15 protein-coding genes are annotated in these 16,017 nt (G+C 69.8%); 5 read left to right on the forward strand and 10 right to left on the reverse strand.

The window, feature by feature from the left end; translation table 11 throughout:
* Nucleotides 1–106 precede the first annotated feature (106 nt).
* The gene (locus QNO21_RS10805) at nt 107–856 is read right to left on the reverse strand and encodes a hypothetical protein (protein ID WP_257516856.1); all 750 of its coding nucleotides are present in this window, start codon (nt 854–856) and stop codon (nt 107–109) included.
* A 795-nt stretch (nt 857–1,651) separates the two neighbouring features.
* On the opposite strand from QNO21_RS10805, the gene QNO21_RS10810 reads away from it, so the two are divergent.
* On the forward strand, nt 1,652–1,915 hold the full coding sequence (locus QNO21_RS10810) for a hypothetical protein (RefSeq protein ID WP_257517936.1): 264 nt from the start codon (nt 1,652–1,654) through the stop codon (nt 1,913–1,915).
* A gap of 51 nt (nt 1,916–1,966) precedes the next feature.
* On the opposite strand, the gene QNO21_RS10815 is transcribed toward QNO21_RS10810, so the two are convergent.
* From QNO21_RS10815 to QNO21_RS10845, 7 genes are read right to left on the reverse strand one after another with little or no spacing between them, the layout of a single operon-like run.
* Entirely contained in the window at nt 1,967–2,650 is a 684-nt protein-coding gene (locus QNO21_RS10815; protein ID WP_257517937.1) for a hypothetical protein, read from the reverse strand.
* A 53-nt stretch (nt 2,651–2,703) separates the two neighbouring features.
* The gene (locus QNO21_RS10820) at nt 2,704–3,396 is read right to left on the reverse strand and encodes a response regulator (protein ID WP_257517067.1); all 693 of its coding nucleotides are present in this window, start codon (nt 3,394–3,396) and stop codon (nt 2,704–2,706) included.
* Entirely contained in the window at nt 3,393–5,930 is a 2,538-nt protein-coding gene (locus QNO21_RS10825; protein ID WP_257517938.1) for a DUF4118 domain-containing protein, read from the reverse strand. Before QNO21_RS10825 ends, QNO21_RS10820 begins: the two co-directional genes overlap by 4 nt.
* Before the next feature lie 21 nt (nt 5,931–5,951).
* Entirely contained in the window at nt 5,952–6,560 is a 609-nt protein-coding gene (gene kdpC, locus QNO21_RS10830; RefSeq protein WP_257517939.1) for a K(+)-transporting ATPase subunit C, read from the reverse strand.
* A 22-nt stretch (nt 6,561–6,582) separates the two neighbouring features.
* Complete coding sequence (gene kdpB / locus QNO21_RS10835; protein ID WP_257518380.1) at nt 6,583–8,730, reverse strand: potassium-transporting ATPase subunit KdpB; 2,148 nt, start codon at nt 8,728–8,730, stop codon at nt 6,583–6,585.
* A 2-nt stretch (nt 8,731–8,732) separates the two neighbouring features.
* A complete protein-coding gene (kdpA, locus tag QNO21_RS10840) occupies nt 8,733–10,406 on the reverse strand; it encodes a potassium-transporting ATPase subunit KdpA (protein ID WP_257517940.1) in 1,674 nt (557 codons plus the stop codon).
* The gene (locus tag QNO21_RS10845; protein ID WP_257495481.1) at nt 10,406–10,495 is read right to left on the reverse strand and encodes a potassium-transporting ATPase subunit F; all 90 of its coding nucleotides are present in this window, start codon (nt 10,493–10,495) and stop codon (nt 10,406–10,408) included. Before QNO21_RS10845 ends, kdpA begins: the two co-directional genes overlap by 1 nt.
* Nucleotides 10,496–10,830: 335 nt before the next feature.
* Here QNO21_RS10845 and QNO21_RS10850 point away from each other — a divergent pair, with 335 nt between their 5' ends.
* Both QNO21_RS10850 and QNO21_RS10855 read left to right on the forward strand, forming a co-directional pair.
* A complete protein-coding gene (locus QNO21_RS10850) occupies nt 10,831–11,031 on the forward strand; it encodes a hypothetical protein (RefSeq protein WP_257495480.1) in 201 nt (66 codons plus the stop codon).
* Between the two features lie 338 nt (nt 11,032–11,369).
* Complete coding sequence (locus QNO21_RS10855) at nt 11,370–11,936, forward strand: DUF2510 domain-containing protein (protein WP_257517941.1); 567 nt, start codon at nt 11,370–11,372, stop codon at nt 11,934–11,936.
* A 20-nt stretch (nt 11,937–11,956) separates the two neighbouring features.
* Here the strand turns inward: QNO21_RS10855 and QNO21_RS10860 are convergent, their stop codons facing one another.
* Nucleotides 11,957–13,315, reverse strand: a complete 1,359-nt coding sequence (locus QNO21_RS10860; protein ID WP_257517942.1) for a D-alanyl-D-alanine carboxypeptidase family protein — start codon at nt 13,313–13,315, stop codon at nt 11,957–11,959.
* 145 nt (nt 13,316–13,460) lie between these two features.
* Between QNO21_RS10860 and QNO21_RS10865 the strand changes: the two genes are divergently transcribed.
* On the forward strand, nt 13,461–15,059 hold the full coding sequence (locus tag QNO21_RS10865) for a sodium-dependent transporter (protein ID WP_257517943.1): 1,599 nt from the start codon (nt 13,461–13,463) through the stop codon (nt 15,057–15,059).
* On the forward strand, nt 15,056–15,181 hold the full coding sequence (locus QNO21_RS10870; RefSeq protein ID WP_257517944.1) for a methionine/alanine import family NSS transporter small subunit: 126 nt from the start codon (nt 15,056–15,058) through the stop codon (nt 15,179–15,181). Before QNO21_RS10865 ends, QNO21_RS10870 begins: the two co-directional genes overlap by 4 nt.
* A gap of 3 nt (nt 15,182–15,184) precedes the next feature.
* Here the strand turns inward: QNO21_RS10870 and QNO21_RS10875 are convergent, their stop codons facing one another.
* A complete protein-coding gene (locus QNO21_RS10875) occupies nt 15,185–15,766 on the reverse strand; it encodes an isochorismatase family protein (RefSeq protein ID WP_257517945.1) in 582 nt (193 codons plus the stop codon).
* Between the last annotated feature and the right edge of the window lie 251 nt (nt 15,767–16,017).

Genomic DNA, 16,017 nt, shown 5'->3' on the forward strand with positions numbered 1-16,017 from the left:
CCCAACACCGCCCCGCTCGCCGTGGGCACGCACCCATCTGTTCACGCTTTCGCGGAGGAGGTCTTTCCGCTGGGTTCAGCGAATGGGATCATGCCAGCGTCCGAGCTCAGGAGCCTTCTTGTCGGCGCCTCGGTCGTGATGCTCTGGTGCCGTCGTGACGTCGTGGTTTGGTGCGCAGCCCCTGGTTGACGATTCCAGCGGCGATGAGAAGGATTCCTAGCGTGTACAGGGCCAACACCGCCAAGCGGAACACCGTTCCCGTGCCATCGATGCGACCTCCGACCTCCAACACGACCAGGAGGTGAGAGCTGAAGAGCAGCGCCGCTCCGAGACCGGTACAGATGTCCACCACGAACGCGGTCGTAGCTGTGACCACCAGCAGCAACAGGTAAAGCGAGCCGACTAGGCGGAGCACAGGGCTGAGGTTGCCCCAAGTCAGCGCGAGTCCCATGGCTGCCGGGATGAGGAACAGCACCGCGACACCGCCCCGCCAGCGCAATGAACCACCTATTGGTGTCGGCTTGGTCGGGCGCGCCCGAGTTGAGACAAGCAGGATGATGAGGAGGACGTTGGCAACAGCAAATGCGGCCACGCTCAAGAACAGCCCGATTCGGCCGACACCGATCATCGCCGGGTTCCCCAAGATGTCGCCCGCGCAGAAGAACATCAGCACAAGCACCAGGAGTTTCGGACCCTGTTCCCCCCACACCCAGACGGCAAGCAGCGGCGCAAGTAGCCACGTGACAAAGCCCGACAGAGGCAGGCCCAGTGCCACGGACGCAAGCTGCGCCACCGCGACCAGCCCGAAACCAATGAGCCACGGGCTCTTCAAAGACGACGGCCGACGGGTGTCCACATCTCGAGACGCTACAGCGGCCCCGGTGCGCGACACATCATCCTGCAGACGGATCTGGCTGGCTTACACCGCAAGGATGGCCGCTGAGGTGCCGTCGATGGAACCCGCTATCTACTGCATCCCAAACACTCGGCCGGCCGCATGCAATGTTCGAAAGCGGATACTTCAGGGAGAGTCGGTGCGAGTGATGCTCGTCGGAATACCTGCTGCTTCTCGTCGGCGCTTGGCAAGCGCGTTCACCGTGAAGATCGCTGCCAAGCTCGGCGCGAACCCGGCTAGGACGATGACGACCCTGAGTACAGGGCTCTCGATCTCGAATCCCACCACGAGCGTGCTGAGGAAAGTGGCGGCAGCGCCGAGCACCAACAAGGTGCGAGTGCTCAGTGTCCGGCGGCTCACCCACCCCAGCAGTTCATGTGCACCGAGCCATACAATCACCGCGATTAGATCCCGAGCAAGGAATCCTCGCGGGCGTCTGCTCCCGTGCACCGATCCCTCAGCGGGCAGCTCCTCGGGAATCGTGGTCAATAGTCGCGTATGGGGCCGCTAGGGATCGCTCCAGGGCCGTCGCGCGATCGTTTGTCACAATGCGGCAGTTGATGGCGGAGTTTCCCGAGAGCGTTGGCGCCGACCCCCGAGCAGTGCCCCGCCCTGCGGGACCCGGCATGGGCGCCGTACAGCGCTGCCGACGAATCCGCGGCGGATGCAGTCCCTGCCGGCGCGAGCACGGCCGGCTGGCCGCCACCACGCGCCAGCTCAGCCGGCGTCTCCTGCCGGCCGTGCGAGACTCGAACCGTGAGCCTCAAGCAGCAGCGACTTCAGATCGAAGCCAAGCGCAGCACCGGTGTGCTGTTCTGCGTACTGGGCGCGATCATGGCCGCGGTGAGCCTGGTGTCGCTTCTCAGCGACCCGCAGAACATCGGCGGCTGGCTCTCCGCGCTGACGCCCTTCCTTCTCGGTGGCCTGGGAATCTTCAATCTCGTGACGTACCGAAAAGAGCTCCGGGCGTTCGAAGCCGAGCATGGCGAGGGCGCAGGTCGGCAAGACCCTGCGACCTGAGGCCAGATCCGACGTCGCGCGATGCGGCGCATGCGCGATCGGCGGGCTGGGTCACAGATTGCCGAAGGTATAGAACCATGGGTTCGCGCGCAGGCCGGCGATCGTCGACTCATCCTCATCGAGATCCAGAATGACGATGCGCGTCGCCTCAGAGGTGGAGCCGAACAGCGCGGGGTCCTCAGGCTCGGCGGCAAGGGTGATCTCGGGCGTGGGTTGCGCACCGAGCGCCCGTGCCTCATCGACACTGTCGCCTACTCTGATACCGGACACGGTGCGGATAGGGACGCCGGCGAGTTCCGGGACCGAGACGACGATCGTGACGTGTCGGCACGCAGGGAGGCACTCCTCGGTGAAACCGGTGCTGATGAGCAGCCCCGGCCACTCGTACGTCGTCGTGAACTGCGCCCCCTGGGCGCCGTTGGGAGAGGTCGTCTCGGTGGGCTCCATCTCCAACGAGGCGCTGAGCGCGGTCACGTAGGAGGCAGGATCATCACCCGAGAAAGTGAGCGTGGCCTGCGGGGCGCCGCTGTCATCGAGGAGAGTGACGTCCGTCGCGCTCACCACGATCGAGGCGAGGTCCGGCTGCGGAGTGGGGCTCGGCGTCGGCGACCCCGATGGAGCGACGGCCGAGCCGCTGGGTGTGGGGCCTGCGTCGCGGGGCCCTCCCCCGGCGCAACCCGCCACACCGACCATCATCATCGCTGCGAGAACTGCGACGCCGAGTCTTCTCTTCATAGGTGAAGTATCACAGAAGACTCATAGTTACCGTGGCACCGATGCGACCGGACTCACGTCGCGACCCCGTCGAGCCGGTACCCCATCCCCGGCTCGGTCAGCAGATACCGCGGCGTGCTCGGGTCGGGTTCCAGCTTCTTGCGCAGCTGCGACACGTACAGCCGCAGGTAGCCGGTGTCTTCGGCGTGGTCGGTCCCCCAGATCGTGCGCAGCACCGTCTGCCGGGTCACCAGCTTGCCGGCGTTGCGGATGAGGATCTCGATGAACTGCCACTCCGTGGGCGTCAGCCGGATCTGCCGGTCGCCGTCGGAGGTCGTGCGCACGACGCTGTGGGCGGCGAGGTCGATCGTGACGTCCCCGAGGCGCACCACGGGGGACGCGTCGTCCTGCGGCACGCGGCGCGTGAGCGCGCGGATGCGGGCGAGCAGCTCCTCCACGGCGAAGGGCTTGGTGATGTAGTCGTCCGCGCCGGCATCCAGCGCCTCGACCTTGTCGGCCGCGCCCGCACGCCCCGACACGACGAGGATCGGCGCGGCCGACCACCCCCGCACGGCGTGGATCACCTCGATGCCGTCGAGGTGCGGCATACCGAGGTCGAGGATGAGGATGTCGGGCCGGTGATCGACGGCGGCGGCGATGGCCTGCGTGCCGTCGAGGGCGGTCGTGACGTCGTACCCCTTCGCGGTCAGGGTGATGCGCAGCGCCCGCAGAATCTGCGGGTCGTCGTCGGCGATGAGGATCCTCATGCCCGCTCCCCCTCGCCGACCGAGACATCGGCGGCGACGCCCGCCGCGGCATCCGTCTCGCCCGCCGTGCGCAGCGAGATCACCATCGTCAGCCCGCCGCCGGGGGTGTCCTCCGAGGTCAGCGTGCCGCGCATCGCCTCGATGAACCCGCGCGAGAGCGCGAGCCCGAGCCCCAGCCCGCTGGAGTTGTCGGTGTCACCCAGACGCTGGAACGGCACGAAGATGTCATCCTTCTTCTCGGCCGGCACACCCGGCCCGCGATCGACGATGCGGATCTCGAGCCTGTCACCGAACGTACTCGTGCTGACGTGCACGGGCACGCCCGCCGGCGCGTAGCGGTGCGCGTTGGCCAGCAGGTTCACCAGCACGCGCTGCAACAGCACCGGGTCCGCGTGGGCGACGGCGTCGCCGTGCTGCAGCGCCAGCGTGACGTCGGCGGGGCCGAGTTGCAGCTCGTCGAGCGCGGGCGCGATGGCCTCGGCAGGGTCGGTGGCGATGTCGGCGATGGTGAGCACGCCGGTCTGCAGCCGGCTGACGTCGAGTAGGTCGGTCAGCAGCGTGCCGAGGGCGGTGAGGCTCTCGTCCGCGGTCTCGAGCAGCTCCTGCCGGTCGGCGGCGGCGAGTTCGGGACCCGCCGCGCGCAGGCCCCCGACGGCGGCCGAGGCGGCGGCCAGCGGGCGGCGCAGATCGTGGCTGAGCGCCGACAGCAGCGCCCCGCGCACCCGGTCGGATGCCGCGATCGGCTCGATCTGCTGCGCCGTCTTCTCCAGCCGCTCGGTGTCGAGCGCCGCCCGCAGCTGCGCCGTGACGACACCCAGCAGACGACGCTCGGATGCCGCGAGGTCGGCGCCGTGCAGTTCGAGCACCGCCTCGTCGGTGAGCGGGATGTCGGTGAACCGCCCGTCCGGCAACGGCTCCCCCGCGCGGGCCACCACCTCGCCGCCGACGACGACCCGCACCCCGGGAAGGTGGAACGCCTCGCGCACTCGGTCGACGAGCGCCTGGATCGCGTTCTCGCCGCGCAGCACGCTGCCGGCGATGGTCTGGATGAGCTCCGATTCCGCGGCCGAGCGCCGCGCGGCCCGGGTGTAGCGGGCGGCGCGATCCACGATGAAGCTCACGAGGCTCGCGATGACGACGTAGAGCACCAGCGCCAGCAGGTGGTGGCCCTCGTGGATGTGCACCGTGTACAGCGGCTCGATGAAGAGGAAGTCGAGGGTGATACCGGACAGCACTGCGGCGAAGAGGGCCGGCCACAGCCCGCCCACCAGCGCCACGATGACGACGAGCAGCTGGAAGCTCAGCACGTCGGTCGTGATGGAGTCGACGCTGCGGAAGAGCGACAAGAGGGCGCTGAGGATCGGCCCGCCCACGAGCGCGACGACGAAGCCGAGGATGCGGCGCTTCGCCGTGAGCGCGCCGGTCAGGGGCGGGAGCATGGGGCTGCGGCCGGCGGCCGCGTGATTGACCATGTGCACGTCGATGTCGCCGGACTCGCGCACCACCGTCGCGCCGATGCCCGGGCCCGTGAGCAGGGCAGCGAGCCGGCCGCGCCGGCTCGCGCCGAGCACGAGCTGGGTGGCGTTGACCGAGCGGGCGAACTCGACCAGGGCGGTCGGGATGTCCTCCCCCACCACCTGGTGGTAGGTGCCGTTGAGCTTCTCCACCAGCGCGCGCTGTTCGGCGAGCGCGGCGGGGCTCCCCGTCCGCAGCCCGTCCTGGCTGGTGACGTGCACCGCGATCAACTCGCCGCCGGCCGAACGGGCGGCGATGCGGGCGCCGCGGCGCAGCAGCGTCTCGCCCTCCGGCCCGCCGGTGAGCGCGACCACCACGCGCTCCCGCGCCTCCCACCGGCTGTCGATGCCCTGCGCCTGGCGGTACCCCTGCAGCGCCTGGTCGACCTCGTCGGCCAGCCAGAGGAGGGCGAGTTCCCGGAGTGCGGTGAGGTTGCCGAGACGGAAGTAGTTCGACAGCGCGGCGTCGATGCGCTCGGCGGGGTACACCGCACCGACGGCGAGCCGGTCGCGCAGCGCCTGCGGGGCAAGATCGACGACCTCGATCTGGTCGGCGCTGCGCAGGAAGCTGTCGGGGATGGTCTCGCGCTGCGGCACCCCCGTGATCTGCTCGACCACGTCGTTCAGCGATTCGATGTGCTGGATGTTCAGCGTCGAGATGACGTCGATCCCCGCGGCCAGCAGCTCCTCGACGTCTTGCCAGCGTTTGCCGTTGCGGGATCCGGGGGCATTGGTGTGAGCGAGCTCGTCGACCAGGGCGACCTGCGGCATCCGCTGCAGCACGGCATCCAGGTCCATCTCCTCGAGGGCGACGCCGCGGTGCGAGACGCGGGCGCGCGGCACGACCGGGATGCCCTCGGCCATCGCGGCGGTCGCGGCGCGCCCGTGGGTCTCGACGATGCCGATGACGACGTCCCCGCCCTCGGCCCGCAGGCGCCGGCCCTCCTCGAGCATCGTGACCGTCTTGCCCACGCCCGGGGCGGCCCCCAGCAGCACCCGCAGCCGCCCGCGTCTGGTCATGGTCGTCCTTCTCACTCGTCGTCATCGTTGGTCAAGGGCAACGTTAAGCTCCAGCACGTTCACGGTGGCGTCACCGAGGTACCCGAGTCGCGGCCCGTGTGTGTGCTCCTGCACCAGTGCGCGCACGTCGGCGGCGGGGATGCCGCGCTCCGCGGCCACGCGATCGATCTGGATCTCGGCGTACGCCGGGCTGATGTGGGGGTCGAGGCCCGACGACGACGCGGTGACGGCGTCTGCCGGAACGTCGTCGGGGGCGACGCCGTTGAACTCGGCTACCTGAGCGCGGCGATCGGCGATCGCGGCGACGAGGTCGTCGTTCTCGGGGCCGAGGTTCGACCCCGACGACGCCCCGGCGTCGTAGCCGTCGCCGGCGGCGGAGGGCCGAGACTGGAAATACTGCGGCAGCGGGGCGCCCTCGGCATCAGTGAAGGCCTGCCCGATGAGCGACGACCCGACGGTCTCGCCCCCGCTGTCGGTGAGGAGCGAGCCGTTCGCCTGGGCGGGCAGCGCAAGCTGACCGACGAGGGTGAGCACGACGGTGTAGCCGAAGCCGAGCAGCACGGTGAAGAGCGCCATGGCGCGCACGGCGACACCGACGGTGCGGGCGGTGCTGCGGGTGGAGGTGTTCATGTGAGTGTGTTTCCTCTGAGGGTCAGAAGCCGGGGATGAGGCGCACGACGAGGTCGATGAGCCAGATGCCGATGAAGGGGGCGATGATGCCGCCGAGCCCGTAGACGGCGAGGTTGCGCCCCAGCGTCTGCGACGCCCCGCCGGGGCGGTAGGCCACGCCGCGCAAGGCGAGCGGAATGAGGAAGACGATCACGATCGCGTTGAAGATGATCGCCGAGAGCACGGCGGATGCCGGTGAGTGCAGCCCCATGATGTTCAGCGCCGCGAGCTGCGGGAACACGCCGAGGAACATCGCCGGGATGATCGCGAAGTACTTGGCGATGTCGTTGGCGATGGAGAACGTCGTCAGCGCCCCGCGCGTGATGAGCAGCTGCTTGCCGATGCGCACGATGTCGATGAGCTTCGACGGGTCGGAGTCGAGGTCGACCATGTTGCCGGCCTCTTTCGCCGCCGACGTGCCCGAGTTCATCGCCACGCCGACGTCGGCCTGCGCGAGCGCGGGGGCGTCGTTGGTGCCGTCCCCCGTCATCGCGACGAGCCGCCCGCCCTGCTGCTCGGCGCGGATGTACGCGAGCTTGTCCTCGGGGGTCGCCTCGGCCAGGAAGTCGTCGACCCCCGCCTCGGCCGCGATCGCGGCCGCCGTCAGCGGGTTGTCGCCGGTGATCATCACGGTGCGGATGCCCATCGAGCGCAGCTCGGCGAACTTCGCCGGCAGCCCCTCCTTGACCACGTCCTTCAGGTGCACGACGCCGAGCAGGCGCGACCCGGCATCCGGGGTGCTCGTGGCGACCACGAGCGGGGTGCCACCGGTCTGCGAGATCCGCTCGACGGCGGCGGTCATCTCAGTGCGGTCCGCCGCGCTGGGTGCCTGCCCCTCGGCCTCGAGCCAGGCCACGATCGCCGAGGCGGCGCCCTTGCGGATGCGGATGCCGTCGGGGGTGTCCAGGCCCGACATGCGGGTCTGCGCGGTGAACGGCACGATGTCGCCCGGCGCCGTCGTGCCGACGTCGATGCCCTTCGCCCGGGCGAGCTCGACGATCGACGCCCCCTCGGGGGTGGGGTCAGCCAGCGACGACAGCGCCGCGGTGCGGATGAGCTCGGGCGCCGGCACGTCGCCGACCGGCAGGAACGCGCTCGCCCGCCGGTTTCCGTAGGTGATGGTGCCGGTCTTGTCGAGCAGCAGGGTGGTCACGTCGCCGGCCGCTTCGACCGCCCGGCCTGACATGGCGAGCACGTTGCGCTGCACGAGCCGGTCCATGCCGGCGATGCCGATGGCGCTCAGGAGCGCGCCGATCGTGGTCGGGATGAGGCAGACCAGCAGCGCCACCAGCACCGGCACGCTCACCGGGGCGGCGGCATAAGACGCGATCGGGTTCAGGGTGAGCGCGACGACGACGAACATGATCGACAAGCCCGCCAGCAGAATGCTGAGCGCGATCTCGTTCGGCGTCTTCTGGCGGGCGGCGCCCTCGACCAGGGCGATCATGCGGTCGACGAATGTCTCACCGGGCTTGGACGTGATCTTCACCACGATGCGGTCCGACAGCACGCGGGTGCCGCCGGTGACGGCCGAGCGGTCGCCGCCGGACTCCCGCACGACGGGGGCGGACTCCCCCGTGATCGCGGATTCGTCGACCGAGGCGATGCCCCACACGATGTCGCCGTCACCGGGGATGAGCTCGGGAGGCGAGACCACCACGATGTCGCCGAGGCGCAGGTCGGCCGAGGCGACATCGGTCGTGGCGGACCGCTCGGCCGCGGGATCGGTGAGCGGATCGTAGGCATCCACCCGCCGCGCCGTCGTACTGGTGCGGGTCTTGCGCAGGCTCTCGGCCTGCGCCTTGCCGCGCCCCTCGGCGACCGATTCGGCGAGGTTCGCGAACAGCACGGTCAGCCACAGCCAGACGGCGATCGCCCACGTGAACGACCACGGCACCGGGGTGCCGCCCGAGGGCGCCGGTCCCCCGATAAACGGCTCCGCGATGGCCAGCAGGGTGGTGAGGGCGGCGCCGACCCACACCAGGAACATGACCGGGTTGTGCCACTGCAGGCGCGGGTCGAGCTTGCGGAACGCGCCCGGCACGGCGGCACGCACCTGCGCCGGCGAGAACCCGCGCTGCGGTGCAGGCGTGGGCGCGGTCTCGGGACGCGCGGTGGTCAATGTGGACATCATCAGATCAGCCCTTCCGCCAGGGGACCCAGCGCGAGAACGGGAAAGAAGGTGAGCGCCGTCACGAGAACGGTGACGGTGCTGAGCAGCCCGACGAACAGCGGGCGGTGGGTGGGGAGCGTTCCGGCGGTCGTCGGCACGGAGTCCTGCGCCGCGAGCGAGCCGGCGAGCGCCAGCACGAACACGATCGGCACGAAGCGGCCGAGCAGGATCACGACCCCCAGCGCCGTGTTCAGCCACGGTGTGTTGGCGGTGAGTCCGGCGAAGGCCGACCCGTTGTTGTTGGCGGCGGATGTGAAGGCGTAGAGCACTTCGCTCATGCCGTGGATGCCGGGATTCCAGATCGACGTGGACTCCATCTCTTCGCGGATGCCGGGGAGGGCGAAGCTCAGCGCGGTGCCGGTGAGGACGAGGGTCGGCATGACGAGGATCGTGAGGGCGGCGAGCTTGATCTCGCGCGGCCCGATCTTCTTGCCGAGGTACTCGGGGGTGCGGCCGATCAGCAGACCGGCGATGAACACGCCGATGATCGCGAGTACGAGGATCGCGTAGAGCCCCGACCCCACTCCGCCGGGCGAGACCTCGCCGAGCATCATGTTGAGCATCGGCATCATGCCGCCGAGCGCCGTGTACGAGTCGTGCATGGAGTTGACCGCGCCGGTGGAGGTGCCGGTGCTCGTGGTGGCGAAGAGCGTCGAGCCGATGATGCCGAAGCGCTGCTCCTTGCCCTCCATCGCCGCTCCCGCCAGCTGCGGCGCGGTGCCGTTGCCGGCGGTCTCGAAGGCGGTCAGCAGCGCGAACGATGCCAGGTACAGCGTCGCCATGACGCCGAGGATCGCGTACCCCTGGCGGTTGTCACCCACGATGCGGCCGAACGTGCGCGGCAGCGCGAACGGGATGACGAGCATGAGGAGCACCTCGAAGACGTTGGTCCACGCGTTCGGGTTCTCGAACGGATGCGACGAGTTGGCGTTGAAGAATCCGCCGCCGTTGGTGCCGAGCAGCTTGATGGCCTCTTGCGAGGCCACAGGGCCGCCGGGGATCGACTGCGTCGCGCCGGCGAGCGTGGTGACCTCGGTGAAACCGTTGACGTTCTGCACCACCCCGCCGATCAGCAGCACGACCGCGGCGAGCGCGGCGAGCGGCAGCAGGATGCGCAGTGTGCCGCGGGTGAGGTCCACCCAGAAGTTGCCGAGCGTGCCCGACCGGCGTGCCGCGAAGCCGCGCACCAGGGCGATGGCGACCGCCATGCCCACGCCCGCGGAGACGAAGTTCTGCACCACCAGGCCCAGCGCCTGCACGGTGTAGCCGAGGGTGAGCTCCGGCGAGTACGACTGCCAGTTCGTGTTGCCGACGAACGACGCCGCGGTGTTGAACGACAGGTGCTCGCTGGGCACCGGCAACCCGAGGGAGTACGGCAGCCACTGCTGCAGCCGCTGCAGGCCGTAGACGATGAGCAGTCCGACGGCCGAGAAGGCCAGCACCGCTCGCAGGTACGCCGGCCAGGTCTGCTCGGCCTTCGCGTCGATGCCGATCACCCGGTAGACGCCGGCTTCGACCCGGGTGTCCTTCGGCGAGGTGTAGACCCAGGCCATGTAGTCGCCGAAGGGGCGGTAGAGCAGGCCGAGGACGACGGCGACAGTGGCGATCGACAGCAGGGCCGACACCCACGCCATCAGAACCGCTCCGGTTTCACGAGGGCGAACACGAGGTACACGATCGCCGCGACACCGAGGATGCCGGCGAGCAGCTGGAACACGATCACAGCTTCTCCACCGCCTTCCCCAGCAGTCCGACGACGACGAACAGGGCGATCGTGCCCAGCACGTAGACGAGGTCAAGCACAGCAGGCTCCATCTGAAGGACGGCGTCAGCGCGCACGCTGATCGCACGCCCTCATTCGCGGGCGCAGTGCGATCCAACTCCTGCCGGCATGCCCCGATGCCCGTCCTCACGCAACCCATACGGGGGTGCTGCGGATCCTTACGGTTCCCTCACGCCGCGGTCCTTCTCTGCCTGGCCGCGGCGCCCCAGTGCCACGGATCGGGTGGGCCCGGCAACCCCTTGGGGGCGCGGCATCCGTCGTCGCATCATGGGGCCATGAGCGATCGAGATGACATCAAGCAGCCCCTTGACCATCTGCCGCCGGCCGACGAGCGGGACAAGGCGATCGAGGTCGAAGAGCCCGAGTACCCCGACACCGGCCACGCGGACACCGCCGACGTCACGCCGGCGACGGCCGCGGAGCCGGGCAAGCCCAACCGGCACGGCGTGGACAAGCTGCCGCCGACCGGGCGCTGACGCCCGCGCGTACCCGCACAGCGCCGCGGTGGCCGGTTTCCGGCTGCCGCGGCGTTCGTGCGTCTGCGGGGTGTCCGACATGCGGAGATCCTCCCGAATGAGGGCCAAAACGCGGCATCCGCCCTCGTTTCGGCAGATCCCCTCATTTCGGCCAAGTCTGCAGCTCGCCGCGCCCGCGCAAGCCAGTCGCCAGCAATCGGCCGAGATGCGGAGATCCTCCCGGATGAGGGCAAAAGCGCGGCATCCGCCCTCGTTTCGGCAGATCCCCTCATTTCGGCCAAGCCTGATGCGCGGCATCCTGGGGTGGCTGAGACGACGGCAGTGGCTACGATCTGCGCATGGGGAACGCGGAAGCGGGATGGTACGACGACGGGGCGGGCTACCAGCGCTGGTGGGACGGCGACGCCTGGACCGACGACTACGCCGACATGAGCGGCTCCACGGTCGAGCTGCACACGTCGAACCCCGCCGCGCGGCAGCCGATGGGGTGGTACGACGACGGACGTGGCCGCCTGCGCTGGTGGGATGGGGATGCCTGGACCCAGCGTGCGCAGTTTCTGGCGGAACACCACACGTTCTCGGGAATCACCGTCGCGGGCGAGTGGATCTTCTACGGTGACCTCAGCCAGCCCATCGCCGGCGTGGTGGCATCGTTCGAAACTGCCGGCGAGATCGGCGAGCGATCCACTCTGACCCGCGCGGCGGCAGGCGGACTGCTCTTCGGCCCGGTAGGGATGATCACGGGCGCCATGCTCCGCAAGAAGGTCGATCGCCGCGAGTTCTATCTGTCGATCGACGGTCCTGAGCAGTTCTGGGTGGCACCGGTCAGCCCCGCGTTCGGGCTGCAGGCCCGCCAGTTCGTCGCGTGGGTGAACAGCGTCTCGCGTCACCACCTGCGCAAGTAGCCCTGTGGCCCTCGCGCCCGCTAGCCGAGTTCGCCCGGGTTCGTCAGGCGCCACCACGACGTCGGCGGCGCGATGGCGCCGTCGAACTCGACCGGGACGGTCGCGGTGTGCGGACCCGCGGTCCAGGTGGCACTGCCGATCACCTCGCCGTCCTCCCTGGTCGTGGGGGTCGAGGTCTGCATCGTCGTGAGGATGGGCGTGTCCGACCAGACCAGCAGCGAGGCCTCCTCCCCCAGGACCATGCGCGCGGCGCCGTCCCACGGGGTCGAGAAGGAACCCACCTCCTGGCCGCGGCGCGCGACGGTCACCTCGGTGAACCCGCCCGCGATGCTCTCGAGCAGGGTGGGCACGCTGTGGTTGACGGCGGCGCGCGAGCTGGCGCCGAGGAGGACGCCCACGATGTCGAGGGGCGCGCCGATGCCGACGTCGAGGCGCGCGGTGTAGAGCAGGTTGCTGCCGCCGGGGTCGAGGGTGCCGGTCTTCAGTCCAGTGATGCCGCTCTGGCCGAGCAGGGAGTTGGTGTTGTTCATCCGTCCCGGTCCGGGGAGCGACAGCCCTCCCGTCGCGGCGATCTCGGCGACGGTCGGGTGCGCCGCCGCGATGCGGCCGAGGGTGATCATGTCGCCCGGCGTACTCGTGTTGCGCGGGTCGATGCCGGTCGGCTCGACGATCGTCGTCTGCGTCAGCCCGTTCAGCGCGAGCCAGTCCCGCGCCGCCCGCAGGAATGCGCCCTGCGACCCGAACGCCCAGCCGGCGACGGCCTCGGCGTAGTTGCACGCCGACGGGATCAGCATCGTCGCGAGCGCGTCGTGCAGCGACATCGAGCTGCCGATCGGCATGGCGGCGATGGTCGCGCCCATCACGTAGTACTTGTCGTAGAGCGCGTGGTCGGCACGGTCGAAGGTCAGGGTGGGTCCGGGGTCTGCGGCATCCGCCAGAGGATAGGCGTCGAGCACGACCAGCGCGGTGATCAGCTTCGTGATGCTGGCGATGGGGCGGGGCTCTTCGGTGCCGGTGGTCGCCCAGATGGTGCCGTCCTCGGTGCCGAGGTAATCGGCGGCGCCCGAGATGGCGATGGCCGACGCGCCGTCCGGCGGCAGCACGATGTCGGCCGCAGGCGGTGCGGCGACCTCGGGGACCTGCGTGGCGGCGACCGGTTCGGCGAGGGGTGCGGTCAGCGCCCAGCCGCCGTAGCCGCCGCCTCCCGCCAGCAGGAGGACCAGCACCGCGGCGGTCACCCACAGCCGCCGGCGCCGCCGTGTGCGCCGGGCATCCGGATCGATCTCCCGCCCCGAACGGCGGCCGGCGAACTCCTGCTCGTGGCGAATCAGCTCGCTGAAGTCGTCGAGCGCATCTGCGTGCGGCTGCTCTGTCGTCACTGCGGACCCCCATCCGATGCCTTTTCATCATGCACCACGGGGCAGGCGGCGCTGTTGCGCCCGCCGCCGGGTGCCGTGCGTATACCGCATGACGTGGCAGGTCGCCCGGGGTGCGTCGCGGCATCCGAACTTTTAGAATCCCGGGATGAGCGCCACCCCACCTGTGCACCGTGAGACCTGGAGCGGCCGCAGCGCCTTCATCATCGCCGCCGTGTCTTCGGCGATCGGCCTCGGCAACATCTGGCGCTTCCCCGGCGTCGCGTACGAGAACGGCGGCGGCGCCTTCCTGCTGCCGTACCTCATCGCGTTCGTCACGGCGGGCCTGCCCATCCTGTTCCTCGATTACGCCATCGGCCACCGCTACCGCGCGTCGGCTCCGCTGGCGTTCCGGCGCATCAACCGCCGATTCGAGCCGCTCGGCTGGTGGCAGGTCGGGCTCTGCTACGTCATCTGCATCTACTACGCCGTCGTCATCGCCTGGGCACTCGCCTACGCCGTCTACGCCGTCACCCTGGCGTGGGGTGAGGATGCCGTCGACTTCTTCCTCTCCGAGCACCTGCGGCGGCCCGAGACCGTCGGCTTCACGTTCGACTTCGCACCCGCCGTGCTCATCCCGCTCGTGCTGGTGTGGCTGACGGCCGTGGTGGCCCTGGCCCTCGGCATCCGCCGGGGTATCGACCGGGTCAACCGCGTGACCCTGCCGTTGCTGGCAGTGAGCTTCACCGCGATCGTCGTCTACGCCCTGTTCCTCCCCGGCGCCGTCGACGGACTCAACGCCTTCTTCACCCCCAGCTGGGCGGCCCTGGCGGACCCGGCCGTGTGGATCGCGGCCTACGGGCACATCTTCTTCTCGTTCTCCATCGCCTTCGGCATCATGCTGACCTACTCGTCGTATCTGCGTCGTAAGAGCGACCTCACCGGGTCGGGCCTGGTGGTGGCGTTCTCGAACACGAGCTTCGAGCTGCTGGCCGGCATCGGCGTGTTCGCGACCCTCGGCTTTCTCGCGTCGGCGCAGGGCAGCACCATCGACGAGCTGGAGAGCATTCAGGGTGTGGGGCTGGCGTTCATGACCTACCCGACACTGCTGTCGCAGATGCCCGGCGGGCAGATCATCGGGGTGCTCTTCTTCGTCGCCCTGGTGCTCGCCGGGTTCAGCTCGCTGCTGTCGATCCTGCAGGTGCAGTCCTCGGCGGTGCAGGACAAGACCGGGTGGAGCACGCGGCGAGCGGGCGTCGCCCTCGGCATCGCCACCGCCGTGCCGTCGATCCTGCTGTTCGCCACGTCGAGCGGCCTGTACACGCTCGACGTGGTCGACGCCTTCGTGAACAACATCGGCGTGGTGCTGTCGGCGATCCTCACCCTCCTGCTCGTGGTCATCGTGGGGCGCAAGGGGCCGGAGCTCGCCCGCCACCTCAACGCGGTGTCGTCGCTGCGGGTGGGTCCGCTCTGGCGCGTCATGGTGACGGTGGTGACGCCGGTGATCCTCACCGTCATCCTCATCACGGGCGCGTACGGATACATCGTCGACGGCTACGGCGGCCTGCCCACCTGGTTCCTGGGGGTCGCCGGATGGGGCGTGCTGGCCGTGCTGGCCGTGCTCAGCGGGGTGCTGAGCCTCGGCACGTACCGGCGCCCGGGCGCGCTGACGACCGAGCCGGATGACACCGAGCAGCTCGCCCGAGAGGTGCAGGCCGACAGGCAGCGCGCGCTCCAGCAGCGCGACGAGAGAAAGGCCAGCCGATGACCCCGACCGCGATCAGCTTCCTCGTCCTGTCGATGGGGGTGCTGTGGGGCGGGTTGGCGTGGAGCCTGCTGCGGCTGCGCAACCATCCCGAGATGCTCGACGACGAGCCGCCCTCGACCTGAGGCTCAGGCTCCCGACTCGGCCAGTTCTGCGCCGGCGTGGGCCAATTCGGCCAGCGCGGCGTCGCTGGTGGCGGGGGCGACACCGGCGACCAGGTCGGTCAGCACCCGCACGCGCAGACCGTGGTCGATGGCATCCAGTGCCGAGGCGCGCACGCAGTAGTCCGTCGCGATGCCGACGACATCGGCGTCGAGGATGCCACGCTCGGTCAGCAGGTCCGCCACGGTGTCGCCGTCATCGGTCGTGCCCTCGAACAGCGAGTACGCCGGAGCGCCCTGCCCCTTCTTCACGTGGTGGGTGACGGCATCGGTGACCAGGCCGGGGTCGTACTCGGCACCTTCGGTGCCGGCTACGCAGTGCACGGGCCAGGTGTCGACGAAGTCGGGCTCGCCGGCGGCGAAGTGTCCGCCGTTGTCACCGTCGGCGTCGTGCCAGTCGCGCGAGGCGACGATCAGTGCGTACTGATCTGCGGAGGCGGCCAGGTGCCGGCTGATCGCGGCCGCGACCGCGTCACCCCCGGCGACCCCGAGCGCCCCACCCTCGGTGAAGTCGTTCTGCACGTCGACGATGAACAGCGCCTTACCCATGCGCCGAGCCTACGCCGACCGGTCGCGTGCCGCCGGCAGCACCACGAGGGGCCACGGCATCAGCCGCGGCCCCTGCGTGCATAACGTCGCCATTGCGGCCGCGCACGGGGATCTCGGCCGCCGCCTGAGGGGTTTCGCGGCCCGACCGGCGACGTTGTGCACGGCTGTCGCCCGCGACGGGCTCGCCACGGCCCACCGTCGCCGAGATGCGGAGATCTGCCGACATGCGGATGGAATCCCGGCATCCCGTC

Source organism: Microbacterium sp. zg-Y818, assembly GCF_030246905.1.
Lineage (GTDB): Bacteria > Actinomycetota > Actinomycetes > Actinomycetales > Microbacteriaceae > Microbacterium.